The organism is Pseudomonas sp. FSL R10-1350, assembly GCF_009600525.1.
Classification (GTDB): domain Bacteria; phylum Pseudomonadota; class Gammaproteobacteria; order Pseudomonadales; family Pseudomonadaceae; genus Aquipseudomonas; species Aquipseudomonas helleri.
Map to the genome: position 1 here is coordinate 15,987 of NZ_WIVR01000010.1, position 21,825 is coordinate 37,811.

The window sequence follows — 21,825 nt, forward strand, 5'->3', positions numbered from 1 at the left end:
CATCAATATCACCGTGCCACTACCACTAAGTTTAGGTGAATAGTCATGCAACTTCTGAAGAGCCAAGCGGCAGTTAGCGCCAGATATAAGTAAACAGTTCTACCGCAAAATTGCCTATGCACCCTGCCACCGGCGCCCGTGCAGCCAGGGCGATGAGCGGGCACCACCTTGCACCAGAACCGGGCACAGGTTGCCATCTGAAAGGATGGGCATCCGCGAAAGCACACCCAAGTGGGTGAGCGCAAACCCCAACCCGCACAACGAGCCCTAGAAGCCGCATAAATACTCATCTGCACCCTGAAAACTGCCCCTTAGGCCTGCTTGCCAGCGCAACGCAACAGCGCCTAAGGGGTTGATTTGACCGAGAAAAAAGGCCCTAAAATGTTATTTTTTGTCAAACTAAAATCGTTGAAAAAGGCTATATATAGCCCCTCGTGTTACATCTTGTACATAAAGGTTGATCTGAGAGACCCTTCGCCGTTAAAATTTTCGGCACCTCCAACTTCACACCGGCCTTATCTGTAATTAAAACAGAGGGAACTGTTGCCTTGTGAAGGCCATGTCCACATAGCAATTGCTGCACATAGGCTTTTATAGACAGGTACAACCATTGCCCAAACGCGGGCATGGTGGTCGTGACGATTAGTTGAATGCTCTCGCCGGCTGAGCATATTTGGCACAAAGGAAGCTGCCTTGTTTAAACGAATCTTGATTGTCTGCGTCGGCAACATCTGCCGCAGTCCTACCGCAGAACATATGCTGCGGGTTGCCCTCGCCCCCTCCGGCATCGCCGTGAGCTCTGCGGGCTTGGGCGCCCTGGAAAACCACGCCATCGAAAAAAACGCTCGTGCTGTCCTTGAGAGCAAAGGTCATGTCCTGAGCGACCACAGCGGTACCCAATTGAACTCTTCTCTGATAAATGACTCGGATCTCATCCTTGTCATGGAGAAGAAACATATAGACGGTGTACTGAAAATCGCACCGGAAGCACGCGGCAAAGTCTTGTTGTTGGGTAAATGGCAAAACAACCGTGAAATCGACGACCCCTATCGCCAGGGGAAAGCCGCCTTCGACCATGCGTACGCGCTGATTGAAGAAGCTGTAAACGCATGGGCAAAGCGCCTCAAGCGCTGAGCAAATTCTCGAATACTGTGAAGAAAAAGAATCGAATTATGCAGCAAGCTCCCGTGACAAAGTCCCATGACCGCGAAGACGATAACGACGAAATCGACCTTATGGGGTTGCTGGGCACGCTGATCGACCACAAATGGCTGATCGCAGGCGTGACCGGCGTATTTATGGCCGCGGGCGTGGCGTATGCGCTCCTGGCGACACCGGTGTACCAGGCGAATGCGTTGATTCAGGTTGAGCCGAAGAAGAATGACCCGTTGGGGTTTTCTGATGTCAGCACCTTGTTGGGTAAAGAGTCGCCATCGGCTACTGAAATTGAGCTGATCAAGTCCCGTAAAAATATCGGGACTGCAGTAGATAACCTGAAGCTGGATATCACTGTTGAACCCAACCGCTTCCCGCTGATTGGTGAGTTTGTTGCACGTCGCTTTAAACCAGAAGTTGAGGGTGAAGTAGCAAGCCCGCTGCTGGGCATGAACAGCTATGCTTGGGGCGGTGAACAGCTCAAGCTTGCACAGTTGGAAGTGCCACGGGAACTCTTGGGCAAAGACCTGACGCTTATCAAGGGTGAGTCGGGAGCTTTTAGCCTTCTTGATGATGACAACAATTTATTGCTCACAGGTAATGTTGGCCAAGATATCAACGAGCATGGTGTAAAACTGCAAGTTGAAAACCTACGCGCAAATCCAGGGACTAAGTTTACTGTCGTTCGTAATCCACGCCTTAACACTATTATGGATTACCAAAAAGCACTGGACGTGACAGAGCGTGGCAAAGAGTCGGGCATGATAGCCCTTGCCTTTGAAGATAAAGATCCAACAGTCGCAATTCAGACGCTTAATGAAATAGCCCGCCTGTATGTACAGCAAAACGTTGAACGCACCTCAGCAGAGGCAGCACAAAGTCTTGGCTTTCTTAGAGATCAATTACCGCAAGTTCGTAAGGATCTAGAAAAAGCTGAAAATGCGCTTAATGCTTTCCAGATACGCAGCAAATCTATTGATATCAGCCTTGAAGCAAAAGCAATTCTCGATCAGATCGTAGCTCTGGATACAAGTATCTCAACCTTGAAATTGCAAAAGGCAGAAATGGATCGAAAGTTTACTCCACAGCATCCTGCTTATAGGGCGCTAATGGGGCAGCTTGCGGAGCTAACTAGCAAACAAAGTCGATTGGCGAAGCAAGTTGAAGGCTTACCTACGACACAGCAAGAAGTACTTAGTCTGACCCGAGACTTAAAAGTCAGTACCGAAATTTACACTCAGTTGCTGAATAAATCTCAGGAACTGGATGTAATGCGCGCTGGTGCAGTTGGTAACGTGCGCCTGATCGATACCGCCGACGTAGATCTTCTAACTCCAGTCAAACCTAAAAAAGCTTTGATCGTGCTTATTGCAACCTTTTTAGGTGCTCTTTTAGCAATAGGTTATGTCCTCTTTCGTAGAGCGCTGAACCGTGGTGTTCAAAACCCAGACGACATCGAGAAACTAGGCCTTCCGGTATACGCCTCAATTCCCTTCAGCTCGCTGCAAAAAGTTGAAGATGATAAAAGTACTGGAGGCCGAGGTACTCGCGTGACACCTTTGCTGGCGAGCAGCCATCCAACTGATCTTGCAGTTGAAGGACTGCGCAGCCTGCGAACCAGCTTGCACTTCGCCATGCTTGAAGCAGACAACAACCGTCTAATGATCTCGGGCCCGAGCCCTAAAGTTGGTAAATCTTTCGTCTCCTCAAACTTGGCTGCTGTTATTGCGCAATCAGGTCAGCGTGTACTGCTAGTCGATGTGGACATGCGTAAAGGCTATATCCACAAAATGTTTGATATCCCAGTGGAAAATGGACTATCAGATGTACTAGCTAAACGCTGCGATCTAAGAACCGCAACTCATAGCACAGAGATAGAAAACCTCTACGTGATAGGTCGCGGCCAAATTCCGCCAAACCCTTCTGAACTGCTGATGCATAAAAACTTTACTGAGTTCCTTAATCAAGTCAGCGCTGACTACGATATGGTAATTCTAGATACGCCTCCTTTCCTCGCCGTCACAGATGCAGCAATTGTTGGTCGTCAGTCAGGAACGAACCTTATCGTTACCCGATTTGAACTTAATCCTGCTCGTGAAGTGGAACTGACTATGCGTCGCTTCGCCCAAAATGGTATAGACCTTAAAGGTGCAATTTTTAACGGTGTTGAAAAGCGCGCATCGGCTAAGTACGGTTATGGTGCATATGGTTATTACAACTACGAGTACAAATCTGACAAAGCTTAACAAAAGTATATTTTGAATCCCCAAAGGACTCTGAAACACTCAGGGTCCCGTTTTCACGAACACCCACAACACATATCTTGCACTTTAAGGCCACATCGCTCTCAGGGATAAGCAATTAATCTTGGGGCGGTAGCATGCCCAATCAATGTAAGAAAACAAATAATGCCAAGTAAACGACTTTAAAACCCCAGTGAAAAACTGCGCAACCAATTAAAAAAAGCATTTAATCAATTAAAAATACTGCAAGACACTCGTTTTATTATCTCTGCCTAAAAGTTCTAGCAGAAAAACTCAGAGCCAATATCAAAAAATTAGACATTTAAATTTACCATCTACCCGATTGATAAAGCCTGATCGCATCAGGCCAAAATAAATACTTTGTGTAAAAACACACTAAATAAAGACCAGGAGACAAAATGAATTACGGCTTACTCAAGTACAAAGAGTCACCAATAGACTTTAATGTGGGTGACTACATACAAAGTTTGGCAGCAAAACAATACCTTCCACAGGTGGACCAGCTTGTCAACCGCGAGCAAATGGGTGACTACAACGCCGAAGAAATCGCAATGATTTTGAATGGGTGGTTTTGTTACAATGCAGAAAATTGGATTCCAAGTAAAAAAATAAATCCTCTGTTTGTTTCATTTCACATCAATAGTAGTGCTGAGAAAAAAATGCTCAGCACCAAGGGAGTTGAGTACTTCAAAGCTCACTCACCAATTGGGTGCAGAGACAACCGTACTGCGGAGTTACTTAAGCAAAAAGGCGTTGAAGCTTTTTACTCTGGTTGTTTAACGCTAACACTCGATAACTACAAGGTGTCAGACACAGAGCGAACTGAAGACATCTATATAGTCGACCCATTTTTCGACTACCCAACTATCGAACCAGTAACCAGCGATTTAAAGAAATTCGCGAAAGTAGTTCTAAAAGGCGAGTTGAGCAAACTTAATCAAAAAGACAAGCTACTAGATCTAGTTCTTGAGAAAGATCTGATCAATACGGCAAATTACACATACCAAGTTCTTCCAGCTAGAAAATATAGTGAAGCAGAGAAATTCGAGATTGCAGAATCGCTACTGCGTAAATATGCAAGAGCAAAGCTTGTAATAACATCGAGAATTCATTGCGCCCTTCCATGCTTAGCAATGGGCACACCTGTAATTTTTCTTGACGCCTTTGATCGAAAAGATGACACATGCCGCTTTGACGGAATTACAGGCTTGTTTAACACTATAAAAATAAGCCAAAGCGGAGAAATCAAAGCGAACTTTGACCTAAATGGAAAGATAGGAAAAAATTTCCAAATAAACAACCCTAATCACCATGTAGAAATTGCCAACAATCTTAAAACCTTATGTAAAGACTTCATATCAAAAACGAAATAATTTAACACACCATATAATCTACCCACCGACTAATAAGCCAACTAAAATGTCCTCTTTAAAGAGAAATATAATCTTCAATTATGCAGGTCAGTTTTATGTTGGCTTTATTGGGATAGCAATACTTCCGCTTTATCTAAAATATTTGGGCCCGGAAGAGTATGGACTTATCGGTGTATTTACACTGATTCAAGCCTGGATGCAAATCCTAGATCTCGGATTATCTCCAACATTATCAAAAGAAATAGCATCTAACGACAATAAAAATCCTTTAAATAAAATACGCACACTAATCAGAAGCTTAGAAATTATATTCATTGGTATAGCTATAACAGCCGGCACAGCAATAATTTGTGCAAGCGAATGGATATCTTCAAGCTGGCTTAAATTACATGAAATCCCCATAGAAACTGCTTCATTCTGCATAACGTTAATGGGTTTTATAGTCGCAATAAGGTGGCCCGTATCTTTATACAAAAGTGGGATAAACGCATACGAGCACCAAGTAGCTCAGAACATAATAACTATAGGAATAGTAACACTTAGATTTCCGCTAACCTTAGCTCTCGTAATGCTCGGAGAGATAAATATAGTAGGCTATTTTGTAGCTCAGCTTTTAATATCAATACTCGAACTATTTATATTCAGGTTTAAGCTATATCAGCTCTTACCGAAACATCTAAATAAGACACCTATCTTCTCTACTACTGAGATCAAAAGAGTATCACCATTCGCAATGAGTGTTGCTTACACGGGGTTTCTTTGGGTACTGGCTACACAAATCGATAAATTAATTTTAAGCAGCACATTAACTTTAAAGGATTATGGTTATTTCACGCTCATAGCCAGTATCTGCTCAGCAATTGTAGTAATTTCGGCTCCAATTAGCACTGCGATTCTACCCCGTCTTATTTCTAATCTGTCGCAGGGTAAACACGAAGATATGTTAAATTTATATAGATCCTCTTCCCGTCTTGTATCATGTATCCTTGCGCCAGTTGTGATTGTCGTAGCCATGTACCCTTTTGAATTAGTACAGGCATGGACTGGAAATCAGGAGGCTGCATTATGGACGAAAAGTATACTGCCGTTATTTATAATTGGAAATGGGCTGATTGCTCTAACATCATTCCCCTCGTATATACAATACGCGTACGGAAACCTTAGAATTAACATTGTCTTCAATACAGTGACAACAATACTTTTCATACCCACCATGTATTACACGGCGACTAATTACGGCCCACTTGGAGCAGGATATGCCTGGGTAGTATTCAGAGCGGCATCCCTTATAATCCTAAGCCAACTTGTACACAAAAAATTTGCAAACACCATTACAACAAAATGGTTATTCCGGGATATCATCACCCCTATAATCACAGTAGCTATACTTTCATTTATTTGGATCAAGGCTAGTAACGGATACTTACCTAAAGGCAGCATATATACATTTTTAAGTTTAGGATTGCTCATTGCTAGCTTATCTACACTAACGATAATTCTGAACTTCCCAACGCAAGTAATGAATAGAGTAAAAAAAGTCGTGCTCCAAACAACGAAACACACTCTAGGTTAAGAACCAAAAAAATGGCAATTATATACCTGCTTACAACTTTTTTTTTGCTGAGTTCGCTTCTAGCTACGCTTACTCACAACAACAAGGATATTCTTGTCCCGCAGAGAGATTTAAATGCACACAAGCTATTATTTATAACTGTACCTGCTTTTATCATCGGACTATATTTTGTAGCCTACCGGCCTTTCACTTCTGGGGGAGATACCAGTTCTTACTTAAACACATTTAGCCATCTTAATTCGATCGCCACAGCAAGAGCCGATGGTCAGCTTTATTACGGAAATACCGAGATACTTTTCTGGCCAACCCAAGCGTTATTAAAAACCTTTCTCTCGCCTCGCGGGTGGTTAATAGCAAACTACTTAATAGTCGTATACCTAACTTATATTGCATATAAAAAAATATGTAAACATGTACAAATATCACCACTAATATTCACATTAGTATTTTTGACCTATTTCGCAGTATACTCCGGCAATGCGCTACGACAGTCGTATGCTCTCCCACTTAGTGCTATAGCATTCACATATGCCTACGAAAGAAAAAACCTGAAATTTGCAATATTTACTTTACTTGCAATTTTCTACCATTGGTCAGCGATAATACTCTTAACAACACCTGCATTCATAAGAATCCCAAACAAAACAAAATATTACATATGGCTCCCTATTGGTGCTCTAGCGCTCTCTACATTTTCATATCAATTTGCGGGCAACTTAGTCCAAGCTCTTAATTTTGCCCCAGTGACATCTAAATTCGACCTCTACTTTCAGGAAGGGCGAATATCCCATTTTGGACAAGTGTGGGAGACACTTAATTTCTGGCTGAGTATTTTTATCTACTACACAGTTGTCATAACTACAAGGGGGAAGAATAATTACGAATGCGTTAAAAAATATCTTTTAACCTTCATGACTTTCGTCTTGTTTAGCATTTTTACAGCAGATGTGTCAGAGCGCTACATGGTTGGGTGCATATTTATTATCCCAATTTCAATTGCTATAATTTTTAAAGAAATGAAAATCTCTACAGTGTATAAAAATATTGCTTACATATTAACATTCTCTATCATGTCGATATTAGTCTATACACGTGAGAGCGCGATGATCACTTTAGGTATTCAACCATGAAAAAATGCTGTGTATTGATTCCATATTATAACGCCGGCGAATCTTTGTTAGAGTCGATTGAGTCTATTGACTACGAATATATAAAGCCAGATGTCATTGTGGTAGATGACGGAAGTTTAGTGACGAAAGCCTCAACAGTACTTTTAAAGTATGAAGGCCCGCTCACAATAAAACTTCTTGAACTCGAAAAAAATAAAGGAATTGAGCACGCACTAAACCATGGACTATCCACTTACGCTAAAGACTATGAATTTATTGCAAGACTCGACTGCGGCGACATATGCCAAAACAACAGATTCGAGAAACAAGTAAAATACCTTGAAGACAATAAGTCTTGCTACTTAATTGGAAGCTGGGTTGATTTTACCGATATGGATAGAAATCACCTATACACTGTTAAGCATCCATCCAATTATGATTCAATTAAAAATTTAATGTTTTTAAACGCAACCTTCACACACCCAACAGTAATATTTAGAAATGACGTAGTTGAGTCAGTAGGCTTATACCCAACAAATTACCCCGCTGCTGAAGACTATGCTTATTTTTTTAGCATTATAAAGAAACATCCCGCATCAAATATTGAAGAAAGCCTGGTCGCTTGCACAATCGATCCGAACGGCATTTCTACTAAAAAAAGAAAAACACAAATCAAAAGCAGACTGTCCGTAATAATAAAAAACTTCACCTTCAACCAATACTCTGTTTACGGACTATTTCGCTCAGCAGTACTACTGTATACACCGAGAAGTTTTACTGTTCACCTTAAACAAATACTTAAAAAATAAACACAGCGATCAGGTCGCCCACTTCAAACTTAGCCATGACAATGCACGCAAACTGCTTTGACTACTAAGCGTTATTTAAAGCAACTTCACATCATGAAAATCTCTAACATTACCGGAAATTTTAGATGCGCATAATGCATGTAACAGAAGCCTTAGGCGGCGGAGTTCTTAATGTCATACAACAACTTTCATCGCTACAATCTGATGCTCAACATGATGTAACTGTTGTTCACTCGATTCGAATTGACACTCCAAATCTTGCAGAACTTTTGAAAATATTCCCAAAACCTATTACCTGCATCGAGCTTAAGATGCAGACAAATATTTCACCTCTGCAAGATCTGGTCAGCTTATTAATGTTGTTTAAAACAATAAATAAAATAAACCCCGACATTATACATCTACACTCCTCAAAAGCCGGCGTCTTAGGCCGCATAGCATGCAAACTCTTAGGTCGATCGAGCGCATGTTTTTATACACCTCATGGTTTTTCTTTTTTAAGAAAAGATATAAATTCAAAAAAACGCGCTGCATTTAAAACTATAGAAAAGATTAGCTCATATTTTGGCGGCACTACTATTGCCTGCTCGCAGAGCGAACTAGATCATGCCAAAGCAGTAGGGCAAGAAAAGGCTATTTTAATCGAGAATAGCATTCCGCTAAATTTGGTCTCAGAAGCAATTGGTAGCTCCTCAGGTTGCCAAATTATTTCATCTGGTCGGTTGTGCAATCAGAAAAACCCATCGGCATTCCGTAAAATTGCGATTGCTCTCAATAAAGAACCTGCCTCTTTCTTATGGATTGGGGATGGTGAATTAAAGAATGATCTGCTAGTCGACGGAGAATTGCCCGAGAATCTAGCCTTTACAGGCTGGATAGCTCGAGAAGTTGTAGTGGACCATCTTAATCGATCAGACATATTTGTTATGACTTCTCTGTGGGAAGGCATGCCTTTGGCTCTTATAGAGGCACAAGCTGCCGGTCTACCTGCAGTTGTATTGAATGTTGAAGGATGCAAAGACATTGTGACTGATGGAGTGACTGGCTTCATTTGTGATAATACAGATCAAATGCAGAACAGACTAAAACAACTTATAAGCGACCCTCAACTACGCAAAAAAATGGGGCTCTCCGCTCGCAAGATAGCTTTACAGCGATTTGCGGAGGATCGGATGAACAGTGAAACTTTAACAGCGTACGCCAGAGCCCTGCACAATTGAAATTCAAGATATAAGCATTTTCGGATAACATATTTTTCACTGAAGCGCTTGTCTTCAATAACCATGTCGTTCAAAACTCTAACTTTCAAACTGGTCATTGTTTATGCAAAAAAAAATACTAGTTACCGGCGGCTCTGGTTATATCGGATCGCATACAACTTTAGCATTGCTTGAGGCAGGTTTCGATGTAGTTGTACTGGATAATCTCTGCAATAGCTCAATAGAGTCTCTAAATAGGATTGAGAATATATGCGGAAAAAAACCAGATTTCATCGAAGGCGATGTGCGCGACGAACAAACTCTGGATAAAATTTTCGCAACTAACGAAATAGACTCCGTTTTACATTTCGCGGGATTGAAAGCTGTAGGTGAAAGCGTAAACAACCCATTAACTTACTACTCCAACAACGTTGTAGGCAGCTTAACTCTCTGCAAAGCAATGGTTAGAGCAAACGTATTTAAACTAGTATTTAGTTCTTCCGCGACGGTTTACGGAGATCCCATAGAAATGCCGGTTAGAGAAGACTTTCCAACCGGCACCCCCACTAATCCGTATGGACGTTCAAAATTAATAGCAGAAGAAATTCTTCAAGATCTGGCAAAATCGGATTCTCGTTGGAGCATAGCTCTACTACGATACTTTAATCCTGTTGGCGCACATGAAAGCGGCACCATGGGCGAAGACCCTAATGGTATACCTAGCAATCTTGTTCCATATATAAGTCAAGTCGCCATTGAACAACTTAGCAAACTATCTGTTTATGGTAGAGATTACCCGACTCCTGATGGCACAGGAGTTCGTGACTACATTCACGTTCAAGACCTTGCAGAGGGGCATTTAAGCGCACTCAATGCGATTGACGAAAAAACTGGCGTAAACATTTGGAATCTTGGAACGGGTGTCGGCTACAGCGTACTGGAAATGATACAAGCATTTGAAGTAGCCTGCGGACGCTCGATTCCATACCAGGTAGTCGATAGACGCACTGGTGATATCGCAGAATGCTGGGCTGCACCAAAGAAAGCAGCCGAAGAGTTAGGATGGACGGCTAAGCGTGACTTATCAGATATGATGGCAGATACTTGGCGCTGGCAGAAACGCAATCCAACAGGTTATAAAAGCTAACTTTATGCATATTGGCACCCAACGCGAAAATGGACTTCCCGCTATAAATGCTGGAAGATACTGATTTTCAAAGCTAAGCTGATCTGAAAGCGGTGTGACATAAGGACGTTTGACAGGAATCAATTTCCGTGAATTGCTAATAGCCGCGAAGCGTAAAAATTGCAATGTAAAACGTTATAAAAAGTCAGAAACGAAAGCAGCTTGGCACAGGTATTCTTGCCAAGAAAATGCCTGTAAAGACCCATTTGAGGGTAATGTTAGTCGTAACGGCACGTGCACGACATGAATCACACCCTAGGACCTAGGATCCGAGCTTACCTCTTGGATATACTCTCAGATACACCCCCAATACAGACGATTTATCAAAAGGATTTTCCAATGAACAAATTTCTTATCTCCGCATTAGTACTAGCATTGAGCTCCTCAGCATTGGCCGCAGAAGCTCCTACCTCAGCCTCCGCACCAAGTGACGCTGCGCCTGCAGAAGCTGGGGCTGCTGGCTCTGCATCTGGCACATCACTGGCCACCACCACTGGCGTTCTGGGTGGCGTAAGCACCGCAACAGCCGTAGGTGTAGGTGTTGCGGTTGCAGCAGGCGCAGCAGCTATCTCTTCTGGCGGTGGCGGCGGTGGCGGCAGCAACGGCGGTACTACTGGCACCACAGGCACTACAGGAACAACTGGCACCACCGGTACTACTCGTTAAGTACCCGCCAGGTTTATCGAACTAAACCACCTGGTTTATTCCAGGTCTTTGTTTTTGATGCGTTTCTTTTTACAAGTGTCCCCAATGATGATTCGTAGTTTGTCGCTCGCGGTACTTGCAGGGCTTGCCCTGCAAGGTTGTATGTTTTCGCCCGGTCAATACCTGGACACCAGTGAGATTGGCACTGAAGGCTCACCAGAAAGCAGTCGGGTTGAGTTGATTCCCATCACCCCCAAACTGATTGCTCAAGACGCAGCGACCTACGTTTCAAGCTCGGTGCCAGCAGAATTGCTGGCATTTGAGCCACAGGCCTACAAAATTGGCGCGAATGATGTGTTGTACATCACCGTTTGGGATCACCCAGAACTGACCGCGCCATCAGGCCCGCAACAGCAAATTGATGCGAATGGCCGTTTGGTACGACCGGATGGCAGTATCTACTATCCTTATATTGGAAAAGTAGATGCTGCGGGTAAAACAATTGAAGAGTTACGTGCGATCATTGCACAGCGCTTGGCGCAGTATGTGGATAGTCCTCAGGTAGACTTGAACGTATTGCGTTTTGCAAGTCAAAAAGCAACCCTTGCAGGGGCTGTATCTAAAGCTGGACCTGTACCTATAACAACCTCGCCGCTTAATATAATCGAGGCGTTAGGGGCAGCAGGAGTTGAACCAAGCAACGCAGATCTTTCCGGGCTAATTCTTACTCGTGATGGCCGCGAGTACCTTCTTAATTTGGATTCACTCAACAATAGCAACTCTAAATTGCAAAATGTTTTTCTTAAGGACGGCGATCAGTTGTATTTACCATACAACGACCGTAAGAAAATTTATGTGATGGGCGAGGTTCTTGCACCGCAAGCTATAAAATTCAAGACTAGCCGAATGAATCTTTCTGACGTAGTCGGCTCAGTTGGAGGGCTCAACCAGAACACCTCTAACGGAAATGCACTGTATGTAATTCGTGGAGCCGATAATTTAGAGACGCAACCGGTTAAGGTTTATCAGCTAGATGCCCAGTCCCCTGTAGCGTTTGCCATCGCCACGCACTTCGAATTGAAACCGCAGGATATTGTTTACGTTGGTCCCGCACAGGTTACACGTTGGAACCGCTTGATTAGCCAATTGCTACCTTCAGCAACTATCCTAGGCACAGGCGCATCCGCTACTAACAACCTCAGTGAAGCCAACAGCCGATAAGGTTTGAGCCGTTTTGAAAATTCTTCGTAACCGCTCCTGGCTATTAACGGGCTTGTTGCTGTGTGGCTGCAGCCCGCTTATGAAAGGCTCTGTCGATACCTTCAAGGCTGCTGTTCAAGGCGTGCAACCTCTGCAAATAACAGAGGCAGACGTTGCAGCAGTCCCTTATGCGCAAATCAAGGTCACTACCCGCTCCAGTGAAGGGATCATGGCCAGGCTGCGTCAAGAGGGCGACCTGCAGTACTGGGTTGCCTCCGGCAAGCAAGTCTTGATGACTCGCAACGGCCTTGTGGAACGCACTGTCGGCCTGCCGCCAGATCTGGAAGGCACCCGCTTTGACGGCCCCTCCCCGTTCAAGCAAGGCTTGCAGAACATCACTGACGGCGCCACCAGTACTCGGCAGATTGATATCTATGACGGTCAGCGTGTGGGTGTAACGGTGCATAGCCGTTTTCGCCGTAAAGGCCTGGAAACGGTCAAGATCCTTGATCGACCTTATACGCTGCAACGCATTGATGAAGAGATCGACATTCCGGCATTGGGGTTCAGTGGAACCAATCGTTACTGGGTGAGGCCGGATGACGGCGTGATTTTGCAGAGCGAACAATATGCAACACCAGAGATTTTATTTCAGATCGTGCACCTGCGCCCTGACTGGGAGCCTGCAAGGTGAGTGAGTTTAAAAAACTGACAGCTGGTTTATTGTTAGGCGCAACTATCTTTGGCTTTATTCAGTATAGCCAGGCAGCCGTCACTGTTAGCGGAGAGGTACGTAACCCGGTAAGTGTTGCCTACACACCGGGCATGCGCCTGCTGGATGTCATCAGCCAAGCCCAACCCAACCACAATGATTATTGGCTAGCAGCTGGGTGGCTACATCAACCCCTGCTCGAACAGCAAACACGTCTGAAGGTCGGCGTGCTGTTTGACTTGAAAATGCTTCAGCGTGGCTCCTTGCTCAATAACAACCTCGCCTTGGCCTCTCTCGCAGAAAGCTTGCATCAATATGTGATCGGGTTGCCTGTGACCGGACGTAAAGTTGCCAACTTGGATCCAGTGGCATTGGAAGTAAACTTTAGCCATAACTACTTGGTCAGCGATGGTGATCAGGTGATCTATCCGCCTCACATCAACCGCGTAACTGTTGTCGGGGCGGTGGCTGAACCTTGCAAACTGCCCTATCAGGCTATGCAAGAGGCGCGCGACTATCTGGACAAATGCCTACCGTTGAAAGAGGCAGATGCAGACTTTCTATGGTTGATACACCCCGATGGAACCTATAAGCAGGTACCCATTGCTGCATGGAACCGCAAAGACGGTGTTTATGCAGTTGCTGGCAGCACGATCCTGGTACCTATACGCAATGACAACCCGGATTTGCCCACGCCTGATTTAAATGAGCAGTTGGCGCAGTTCCTCGCCACTCAACTGTTGGCTGAGGTTGCACCTTGAAGTTACGTTTTATTATTGTCGCCTTTTTGCCATATAGCTTGGCACATGCAGAGCCACGTTATACCCAAAGTGACTATGGTGGCGTTGGATTGCTTCAAACACCGACTGCACGCATGGCCCCCGCTGGCGAAATAAGCCTGAATGCCAATCGCACAGATCCATACTCTCGTTATAGCCTTTCATTACAACCGATTGATTGGCTAGAAGGTACTTTTCGTTATACGGCTATTTCTAACCGTAAATACGGATCTGCAGAATTAAGTGGTAGTCAGAGCTATAAAGATAAAGCTGTTGATGTCAAAGTACGGTTATGGCAAGAAAGTTATTGGTTACCAGAAATAGCTTTTGGTTTTCTGGACATAGGCGGTACGGGGCTTTTTTCTAGTGAGTATTTTGTAGCAAATAAGCGCTATAAAAATTTGGACTTTAGCCTAGGCATAGCATGGGGCTATCTTGGTAATCGCGGTGATTTAAGTAACCCTCTAAATTTTTTAGGCAATGGGTTTAGCGATCGCAGGGACACGACGACACCAGGTGATGTTAACACCAGCATGTACTTCAAAGGTCCGCCTTCTTTATTTGGTGGTATTTCATATCAAACACCGTGGCAGCCTTTGAGCTTAAAGCTTGAGTACGAAGGTAATGATTACCAGCATGAGCCGCAATATAATAATCAAGTCCAAGACCTGCCGATAAATATCGGGGCAGTTTTTAAACTTAATGATTCTATTGATTTGAGTGTGGGTTGGGAACGCGGAAATACTGCACTTTTCGGTATTACATTGCATACCAATTTTGTAAGTCGTAAAGCACCTACGAAAACCTTCGACCCCCCTGCTCAACCGCTACCAACTCTAACTCCAGTTACTCCTCTGAACCAAGTAGATTGGCTTGAAGTATCCAAACAGTTGGATAAAAATGCTGGTTATAAAGTTGAGCGGATTTCTCAACGTGATTCGGAACTAACAGTTTATGGCGAGCAGTCCAAGTACTTTTATTCGGCCAAAGGTGTAGGTCGGGCCAGTAGAATTTTGGATAACAACGCAAATGACAATATTAAATGGTTTAATATTGTCAACAAACGGTATGATATGCCTATTGAAGAAACAAGCGTCCCACGCTCAACTTTCCGCGACGTCGTAAACAATGAACAGGACGTAATAAATCTTCATCGCACTACAGAAGTAAATCGAGCTTCACCGCGGATAGAAAAAACTCTATTCCAACAGAAACCTGACCCTTTAACTTATGGATTTGGGCTTGGCTACCAACAAAATATCGGCGGTCCTGATGGTTTCCTGTTATACCAAGTCAGTGCCTATGCAGAAGGACAATATCGATTTACTCCTGGAACATGGGCAAGTGGTGGGATCAGTGCGAACTTGTTAAATAATTACGACAAATTCAAATACGATGCACCTAGTGGCCTACCACGAGTACGCACTGACGTTCGCAAATATGTCACTACTTCCGACATAACTATGCCTGCTCTTCAACTCAACCGTGCTAAACAGTTGGATCAAGATCTATATGGCATGATATATGGCGGTTATCTGGAACCAATGTACGCAGGGGTTGGTGGCGAGCTGTTGTACCGCCCTATGGGTGAACGCTGGTCAATAGGAGCAGATTTGAACTATGTGCGCCAACGTGACTATGAGCAAGACTTCGGATTGCGAAACTACCAAACTGTAACCGGCCATGTTACAGGCTATACAAAATTACCTTTTGATCTAGATGCAGCAGTTAGTGTGGGTCGCTATTTAGCTCGCGACTGGGGTACTACAATTGATATTTCTAGAGAATTTTCTAATGGCGTGAAGTTCGGCGGTTGGGTAACACGCACAACAGCATCATCGGAAGAGTTTGGAGAAGGTAGCTATGATAAAGGGATTTATATATCAATTCCTTTTGACGAAATGATGAGCGTATCGACAATGAGCCGCGCAAATATTGCATGGGCACCTTTAACGCGAGATGGCGGAGCTATGTTACATCGCCAGTACTCACTGCACACCATGACAGATGGTCGTAACCGAGATGCCTTCTATGAAAACTTTGGCAAGATTACGGAGTGAGTTGAGTATATAAGCACTCACCAATGTAACTCTTATTACGAACTAGATTAGTTGTTACGGCTATCGACTATCTGCTTCATGTATAGATTTCTGCAAGCCTTAGCACAATAAGGCTTGCAGAGTACACAAAGATTTTTTGCCTTATTCGAGACTATGAGTTACCGCCTGCAAAAGTTTATCGAGAGCACATCTACCAAGGCGGAAAAATTTATCAGAGTCGGTAGCAGTCCTTGCCAAGTACATACTTCAGGTGACAATCGTCGTTTTCTTTACTGCGTACCCAATGTATAGACTAATATTTATTCTTGGTTATTTATTTAAGAAAAATATGACAAATACTAAAACACCATAACTGGTGCAAATCGTTTTCTTCATACAGAGTTGAATTGCGGTGATTTTTCAAACCCCATACAATTGAACGAACAATATTCAATACGTAATACCGTCGAAAATATTATAAATTGTCGATTTTGATATGCGCTGGTATGGCAAAATCGAACTGCCTCTACGCATTTGGGTTAGGTGATATGCTTTTCGCAGGATACAAAACCGGCGCAAACAGCCCTTCAGTTTTCAATTTTGCATTCTCAAAAGTGCTGATTGACGACATTAATAATTTAATCTCATCAGACGCATTACATCTCACTGCTTCTGATTTAGAAATCAATCAAGATTATAATCTGACTGAAGTCGAAGCCTTTTTTTTCGAAATTCATACTCCAGACATCATCAGCGAAAACTTAGAGCTAATAAGAAATATCCGTAAAAAAAATCAGACTGCTTGTATATTCATATTCGTAACACATACAAAACCATATGCGAGCATCAATCACTATATTGCTGGTGCAGACTACTGCATAAAACTGCCAAGCGACCCGTCGGAAAAGAAAAATCTACTCTCACGAACACTCTACGACTCACACTGGAAGTCTCCTGTTCAACTGTATCTTGACCGCACACGCTTATTATTATGTTGCCCTGCTAGAAAGCTTGAAATTTCATTCACAGAAATGACAATTATTGACGCACTAATTAATGCACCGGAGCATGTTTTAAGCCAAGACAGTATTGCTAAAACACTCGACCCGAATATTATTTTTTATGATCCGCGAGCACTGGAAAAAACTATAAGTCGCTTGAGAACCAAAATTAAAAAAACGTACAATCTTGAAATTATTTTTAGTGTACGCTCCTATGGTTATCGCCTCCGCAGAGGAACTATAGCCGGATAGCTGATATACCAAAATTAAAAAAATCTATAGCAACCAAGATCATTGAAAAATTGATCTTTACTAATAGTTGAGTGATACCAATCACCTGTATTGACCCTGCGTAAGAATCTATGGAAGATTTCAAGCATGAAAACAACATTAGTAGTTATTAATCATGCCGCACCTAAAGATGTTGCGTTATCAGCGCCACAGCACAAGCATATGCACGTAGAATTTGAGCAGAATATAAGCACAAAACCGAAAAAGCAAACTTCTGCTAACATTAAAAGAACAATTAACTTACAAGACTCCACCTCCATTTTAAGCTTAATAACCCCATCGCCCATAGATAGAGTGCTGACTAACTACGTGCCGACTTCAACGAACTCTCATTCCATCTACTCATCACCGCCACAGATATGGTTTTTTAACTTTAATGCTAGAGAAATACACAACACAACCTATCGAATTAAGCTCACCGCAATTGAATCGCTTCTGATCAAAACGTTAGTTTTAAGTACAAATCGTGTTTGCAGCAAAATAGAGTTGATTTTAGGTATAGAAAAAAACCCACACTCTTATAGCGGCTTAGAGATGTCCTTGAGTCGATTACAGCACAAATTTAGGAACGTCTTTGAGGAACGTTTGTTTCGCTCGGTACGTAATCGTGGCTATTGCCTTGTCCAAGACATAAGACCTGTCGGTGATATTAGTGAAAATAACAAAAAGCATGAATAGGGGCTAACGTAAAAATCATGATCACGGTGTGTTGGCTCGAAACTTTACTCTCAAAAATATTTGTTATAAATTGTCGAACCTATAGCCTTTATAACCATTACTATCAGCAATAATTTTACCCCTCCACTATAAAGCTGCTAAGCAGTCATAGACATGAAGTGTGCTCAGTTACATTTTTACTAATATCAGCCACTTCTTTATAATCAGGCACTATACAAGGCTGATACTTTGATACATACACGCATAGATAGAAAATCCGTCGCCAGAGGACTGACATTTTGGGGGCAGTGGCTCATTTCTATGAGCCTAATCATTTCTACATTATTGATACTGGTTTATACCAAGAATGGGAGCATTGATTTTCACTACCGTATTGCCGGTATTTTAACATTGCTAATTTCAGTACCAACCTACTCAGCTACCAATGCTTATCACAAAAGACATAGCTACTTAAATGGTTTGTTGCGCCTATTTTTAGGGTGGACATTCACACTAACCTGTTTAAGCACTGTAGGATTCATCACTAAATCTAGTGAGTTGTTTTCACGTGAGGTTCTTATCTCTTGGGCGCTGATCGGCTACGCTATTCAGATCCCACCCTATTTGTTACTTCATTACTTATCGCGTCATTATCACGAGCGCAACAGCCATCATTACAACAGCCTTATTATTGGCTCTGACGGAGTCGCACTTAAGCTTGCCGACAGTTTCATTCAGCAAAATCACTTTCCATTAGTTGGGGTTGTTAGTGCTTCGCCCTTTGAAGACGGTGAAAACTCACCTTTGATTGTAGGCGAATTAACACAACTAAGAGCCATTATTAACGAGCACAACATTCGTCGCTTATACCTTGCGCTGTCTCTGCAAGAAGCACAGCGCATCGAACTACTTTACATAGATTTACTGGATTTGAATGTCGATGTGGTTTGGATTCCTGACCTGGATAGCATGCTTCTGTTAAATCATTCCGTAAGTGAAGTCGGTGGCCGTCCGGCTATTCATTTGAATGAAAGCCCATTAACTAGCTATCCTACTGCCGCCTTTAGTAAGGCACTCATGGAGCGCTCTTTAGCTCTGATTGCCATTGTTTTCTTGAGCCCAGTTATGCTTCTTATTGCTTTTGCAGTTAAGCTTTCTTCATCTGGTCCAATTTTATTTAAGCAGCAGCGTCATGGCTGGAACGGCAAGGTTATTAAGGTTTGGAAATTTCGCTCCATGAAACTACATGATGATAAACATGTGCAGCAGGCCAGTCGCAATGACTCTCGTGTAACAGCTGTTGGACGCTTTATTCGCAGAACCTCATTGGATGAGTTACCACAATTGTTTAATGTTTTACACGGCGACATGGCACTAGTGGGCCCACGACCGCATGCAGTAGCTCATAACGATTACTATACCGATAAAATTCACGCTTATATGGCTCGACATCGAATCAAACCAGGAATCACTGGTTTAGCCCAAATCAGTGGTTGTCGTGGCGAAACCGATACTATTGATAAAATGCAAAAACGGGTTGAATTAGATCTTCAATATATCAATAACTGGTCGCTGTGGCTTGATATCAAAATCATGATCAAGACCCCACTCACCCTGATTTCAAAAGATATTTACTAAATCACACCTAGAAAAAAACCGCAGAGTCACACATCTGCGGTTTTTTTTCGAAACTAAAAACCGTTAGATAAATAGCTATTTCAAAATTGTCGTATATATAGCAGATATGAACGTCTCCATATCACTCCCAACCAGGCCAGATATTCCGCTTCGAGTTTTATAATAAGCAGCACCCGACGGAGCAATCGCTTGCATTGAATACTCGTGACAACACCAAAGACCTGGCTTCATCCCAGAAGGCCCAAGATGGTTTAGGTCTTCTCCTGTTGCACTCAATTTAACATCATCACTTGAATAGAAAATTATTTGCGAGATCATGTTAATACTATCAGCCGAGATGGATGAGTCATATTTTGCAAACAATGTAGCCAATACCATCTCCCCTGGGCGCACAAGAATTTTTTCCACACTATCTAGGGCAAAATAGTTGCCACTGCCTCCCCCTAATATTTTTATTGACTTACCGCCCAAGCCACAATCCTCTGGCGATATTACTGCTTGCGCACTACCATCTACGACGATAAAACCCGACGGAGGAGTCGTTCTTACATTGACCCCATCAATTTCTCCCGCAAAAGTAGGAGCTCTAAACTGATTAGCAGACCAACTAGGAAGGGTTGCGCAATGCTGATTTACAATAGCTTGCCGTCTTAGAGAAATTTCTGGGGTGCATAAAAAAACCTTACTAGGGGTATTGGCACTACCCCACTTGCGATACTCAATATCTAAAAAAAGATTTATCCTACTTGAACCTCTAAACATATTCCCAGGCTCTATGTAAGCACAAACTCCAGATATATAAACTTGGCAATTTATTCCGCGATCATCAGGATGTGACGATTCATCCAGTAGTATGCCTCCTATTCCATCATGCGCCCGCAACCCGCCAATACCCTCCATATGCCCACCAGTAACTGTTATTTTTTTATAGAGCCTACTAAACCTAAATATAGTACCTATATAATCCATAGAACAGTTGGTCAGATGTAAATCAAAACCATCGCAATACCATCTGAAGGCAGTTGTAGACTGGGCAAATACACAGTCGCTAAAATGTATATTTTCCCCAGAATCGACTACATTGGCGCCAGACTCATCACCAAATACAACAAGTTCTGTATTTTGCTCTAAGTGGGCACGATTAAAAGATGCAATATAGTTGTGAAACCTATTGAACTTCAGTGCAACACCATACCCCTCAACAGAGAAATCTATAGCTGAGTAGCGGGAAAATGGGAGCCCTACTCCTAAATCCGCTGATTTAGGCCCCAATTCTATCCCTATACATTTTTCTGCCGGAAGGTTATTTCGAAATACAAAACCGCCCGACACACCATTAATAAATGGGCCGCGAAACCACTGCTGTTTGTTAACTACGGCTGAATTAATCGGACAGTCACCCTCGCTTGGAGTGAAGTGAAATGCAGCATCTTCATAAACTTCTGTTTCAAATATAACAAGCCCATCTGACCGCAATTTCGCGAATGCCGAGAGTGTGATCTTGCTTTTAATTTTGTAACGCCCGCCCGGAAAATCAATCACACATTGCGATCCCGGACCATAAGTATTGAAAATCAATCTAATATAATCACTTGCAGCTTGAACTGCAGGTGCCCAGTCCCAAGTCTCAGGATCATCGGCATTAGGTCTATCAGTTATAAGGCCAACATACTTATCTTCCCATATATTGATAGCTTTTAAGGATAATATTTCTCCGACTGTAGTGGCGGCTTTGAGATTCTGGTGACGTTTCCAGCCCACCATTCCCGCGCCTTTATTCGGATCGATCGAACTGGACATTTCCTGACGAAGCGAATCATCACCAATCAACACTAACTTCGACACATCAGTTGCCCAATCACTTGTCGTGAAGGGCAAGGCTTCGCTCTTGGCTCGATAGTCATTTTTGTCATAGGTAACAGTCTGAGTTATACGTATTAACTCAATCCCTGCTTCATAAGGCATAGGTGCCTCAAAACCACTTGAATTCAGGAATACATCAAACTGCTTCTTCCGAGCAATTTGCTCAGCACTAAACTCCCCCTCCATACCCGCCCAGGATCTGCGCTGTACTCCCCTGCGATCCATGTAAGTTGGGCTGTCACCGCACACTAATAGATCGAGGCTGCGCGCATTATCATCTACATCTTTTAAAGACGGTGAACCCAACGGACTACCATTTTTATGCGTCATGG

Annotated in this window: 16 protein-coding genes; 15 read left to right on the forward strand and 1 reads right to left on the reverse strand. The window is 43.0% G+C overall.

The annotated features are described in order from the left end of the window. The first annotated feature begins 693 nt into the window (after positions 1-693). From GHO25_RS07225 to GHO25_RS07295, 15 genes are all read left to right on the forward strand, one after another. Positions 694-1,134, forward strand: a complete 441-nt coding sequence (locus tag GHO25_RS07225) for a low molecular weight protein-tyrosine-phosphatase (RefSeq protein ID WP_153390316.1) — start codon at positions 694-696, stop codon at positions 1,132-1,134. 38 nt (positions 1,135-1,172) lie between these two features. After that, complete coding sequence (locus GHO25_RS07230) at positions 1,173-3,401, forward strand: polysaccharide biosynthesis tyrosine autokinase (RefSeq protein WP_153390448.1); 2,229 nt, start codon at positions 1,173-1,175, stop codon at positions 3,399-3,401. 416 nt (positions 3,402-3,817) lie between these two features. Continuing rightward, on the forward strand, positions 3,818-4,792 hold the full coding sequence (locus tag GHO25_RS07235) for a polysaccharide pyruvyl transferase family protein (protein ID WP_153390318.1): 975 nt from the start codon (positions 3,818-3,820) through the stop codon (positions 4,790-4,792). Between the two features lie 46 nt (positions 4,793-4,838). Then, on the forward strand, positions 4,839-6,365 hold the full coding sequence (locus GHO25_RS07240) for a lipopolysaccharide biosynthesis protein (RefSeq protein ID WP_153390320.1): 1,527 nt from the start codon (positions 4,839-4,841) through the stop codon (positions 6,363-6,365). Positions 6,366-6,376: 11 nt separating this feature from the next. Beyond that, complete coding sequence (locus GHO25_RS26860; protein WP_153390321.1) at positions 6,377-7,495, forward strand: EpsG family protein; 1,119 nt, start codon at positions 6,377-6,379, stop codon at positions 7,493-7,495. Further along, on the forward strand, positions 7,492-8,283 hold the full coding sequence (locus GHO25_RS07250) for a glycosyltransferase (RefSeq protein WP_153390322.1): 792 nt from the start codon (positions 7,492-7,494) through the stop codon (positions 8,281-8,283). Before GHO25_RS26860 ends, GHO25_RS07250 begins: the two co-directional genes overlap by 4 nt. Before the next feature lie 125 nt (positions 8,284-8,408). Further along, entirely contained in the window at positions 8,409-9,503 is a 1,095-nt protein-coding gene (locus GHO25_RS07255) for a glycosyltransferase family 4 protein (RefSeq protein ID WP_153390323.1), read from the forward strand. A gap of 103 nt (positions 9,504-9,606) precedes the next feature. Then, positions 9,607-10,629 (forward strand): UDP-glucose 4-epimerase GalE, encoded by a 1,023-nt coding sequence (gene galE / locus GHO25_RS07260; RefSeq protein ID WP_153390324.1) that lies wholly within the window; start codon positions 9,607-9,609, stop codon positions 10,627-10,629. A 792-nt stretch (positions 10,630-11,421) separates the two neighbouring features. Beyond that, on the forward strand, positions 11,422-12,534 hold the full coding sequence (locus GHO25_RS07265) for a polysaccharide biosynthesis/export family protein (protein ID WP_153390450.1): 1,113 nt from the start codon (positions 11,422-11,424) through the stop codon (positions 12,532-12,534). Between the two features lie 13 nt (positions 12,535-12,547). Continuing rightward, the gene (locus tag GHO25_RS07270) at positions 12,548-13,207 is read left to right on the forward strand and encodes a YjbF family lipoprotein (protein WP_153390325.1); all 660 of its coding nucleotides are present in this window, start codon (positions 12,548-12,550) and stop codon (positions 13,205-13,207) included. Beyond that, positions 13,204-13,986 (forward strand): capsule biosynthesis GfcC family protein, encoded by a 783-nt coding sequence (locus GHO25_RS07275; RefSeq protein ID WP_372240927.1) that lies wholly within the window; start codon positions 13,204-13,206, stop codon positions 13,984-13,986. The genes GHO25_RS07270 and GHO25_RS07275 overlap by 4 nt, the downstream gene beginning before the upstream one ends. After that, the gene (locus GHO25_RS07280) at positions 13,983-16,064 is read left to right on the forward strand and encodes a YjbH domain-containing protein (protein WP_153390326.1); all 2,082 of its coding nucleotides are present in this window, start codon (positions 13,983-13,985) and stop codon (positions 16,062-16,064) included. The genes GHO25_RS07275 and GHO25_RS07280 overlap by 4 nt, the downstream gene beginning before the upstream one ends. Positions 16,065-16,549: 485 nt before the next feature. Beyond that, positions 16,550-17,296 carry a winged helix-turn-helix domain-containing protein gene (locus GHO25_RS07285; protein WP_256677172.1) on the forward strand — a complete coding sequence of 249 codons (747 nt, stop codon included), beginning with the start codon at positions 16,550-16,552 and terminating at the stop codon, positions 17,294-17,296. A gap of 126 nt (positions 17,297-17,422) precedes the next feature. Next, complete coding sequence (locus GHO25_RS26485; RefSeq protein WP_153390328.1) at positions 17,423-18,013, forward strand: hypothetical protein; 591 nt, start codon at positions 17,423-17,425, stop codon at positions 18,011-18,013. Positions 18,014-18,313: 300 nt separating this feature from the next. After that, a complete protein-coding gene (locus tag GHO25_RS07295) occupies positions 18,314-19,630 on the forward strand; it encodes an undecaprenyl-phosphate glucose phosphotransferase (protein ID WP_153390329.1) in 1,317 nt (438 codons plus the stop codon). A gap of 75 nt (positions 19,631-19,705) precedes the next feature. Here GHO25_RS07295 and GHO25_RS07300 read toward each other — a convergent pair whose 3' ends face one another. Next, positions 19,706-21,823 (reverse strand): hypothetical protein, encoded by a 2,118-nt coding sequence (locus GHO25_RS07300; RefSeq protein WP_153390331.1) that lies wholly within the window; start codon positions 21,821-21,823, stop codon positions 19,706-19,708. Positions 21,824-21,825 lie beyond the last annotated feature (2 nt).

Bases quoted from the DNA above. Each gene is read 5' to 3' on its own strand.
- GHO25_RS07300 (WP_153390331.1), bottom strand. From the start codon at position 21,823: ATGACGCATAAAAATGGTAGTCCGTTGGGTTCACCGTCTTTAAAAGAT.
- GHO25_RS26485 (WP_153390328.1), top strand. From the start codon at position 17,423: ATGAAAACAACATTAGTAGTTATTAATCATGCCGCACCTAAAGATGTT.
- GHO25_RS07230 (WP_153390448.1), top strand. From the start codon at position 1,173: ATGCAGCAAGCTCCCGTGACAAAGTCCCATGACCGCGAAGACGATAAC.
- GHO25_RS07265 (WP_153390450.1), top strand. From the start codon at position 11,422: ATGATTCGTAGTTTGTCGCTCGCGGTACTTGCAGGGCTTGCCCTGCAA.
- GHO25_RS07240 (WP_153390320.1), top strand. From the start codon at position 4,839: ATGTCCTCTTTAAAGAGAAATATAATCTTCAATTATGCAGGTCAGTTT.
- galE (WP_153390324.1), top strand. From the start codon at position 9,607: ATGCAAAAAAAAATACTAGTTACCGGCGGCTCTGGTTATATCGGATCG.
- GHO25_RS07295 (WP_153390329.1), top strand. From the start codon at position 18,314: ATGAGCCTAATCATTTCTACATTATTGATACTGGTTTATACCAAGAAT.
- GHO25_RS26860 (WP_153390321.1), top strand. From the start codon at position 6,377: ATGGCAATTATATACCTGCTTACAACTTTTTTTTTGCTGAGTTCGCTT.
- GHO25_RS07235 (WP_153390318.1), top strand. From the start codon at position 3,818: ATGAATTACGGCTTACTCAAGTACAAAGAGTCACCAATAGACTTTAAT.
- GHO25_RS07255 (WP_153390323.1), top strand. From the start codon at position 8,409: ATGCGCATAATGCATGTAACAGAAGCCTTAGGCGGCGGAGTTCTTAAT.
- GHO25_RS07250 (WP_153390322.1), top strand. From the start codon at position 7,492: ATGAAAAAATGCTGTGTATTGATTCCATATTATAACGCCGGCGAATCT.
- GHO25_RS07285 (WP_256677172.1), top strand. From the start codon at position 16,550: ATGGCAAAATCGAACTGCCTCTACGCATTTGGGTTAGGTGATATGCTT.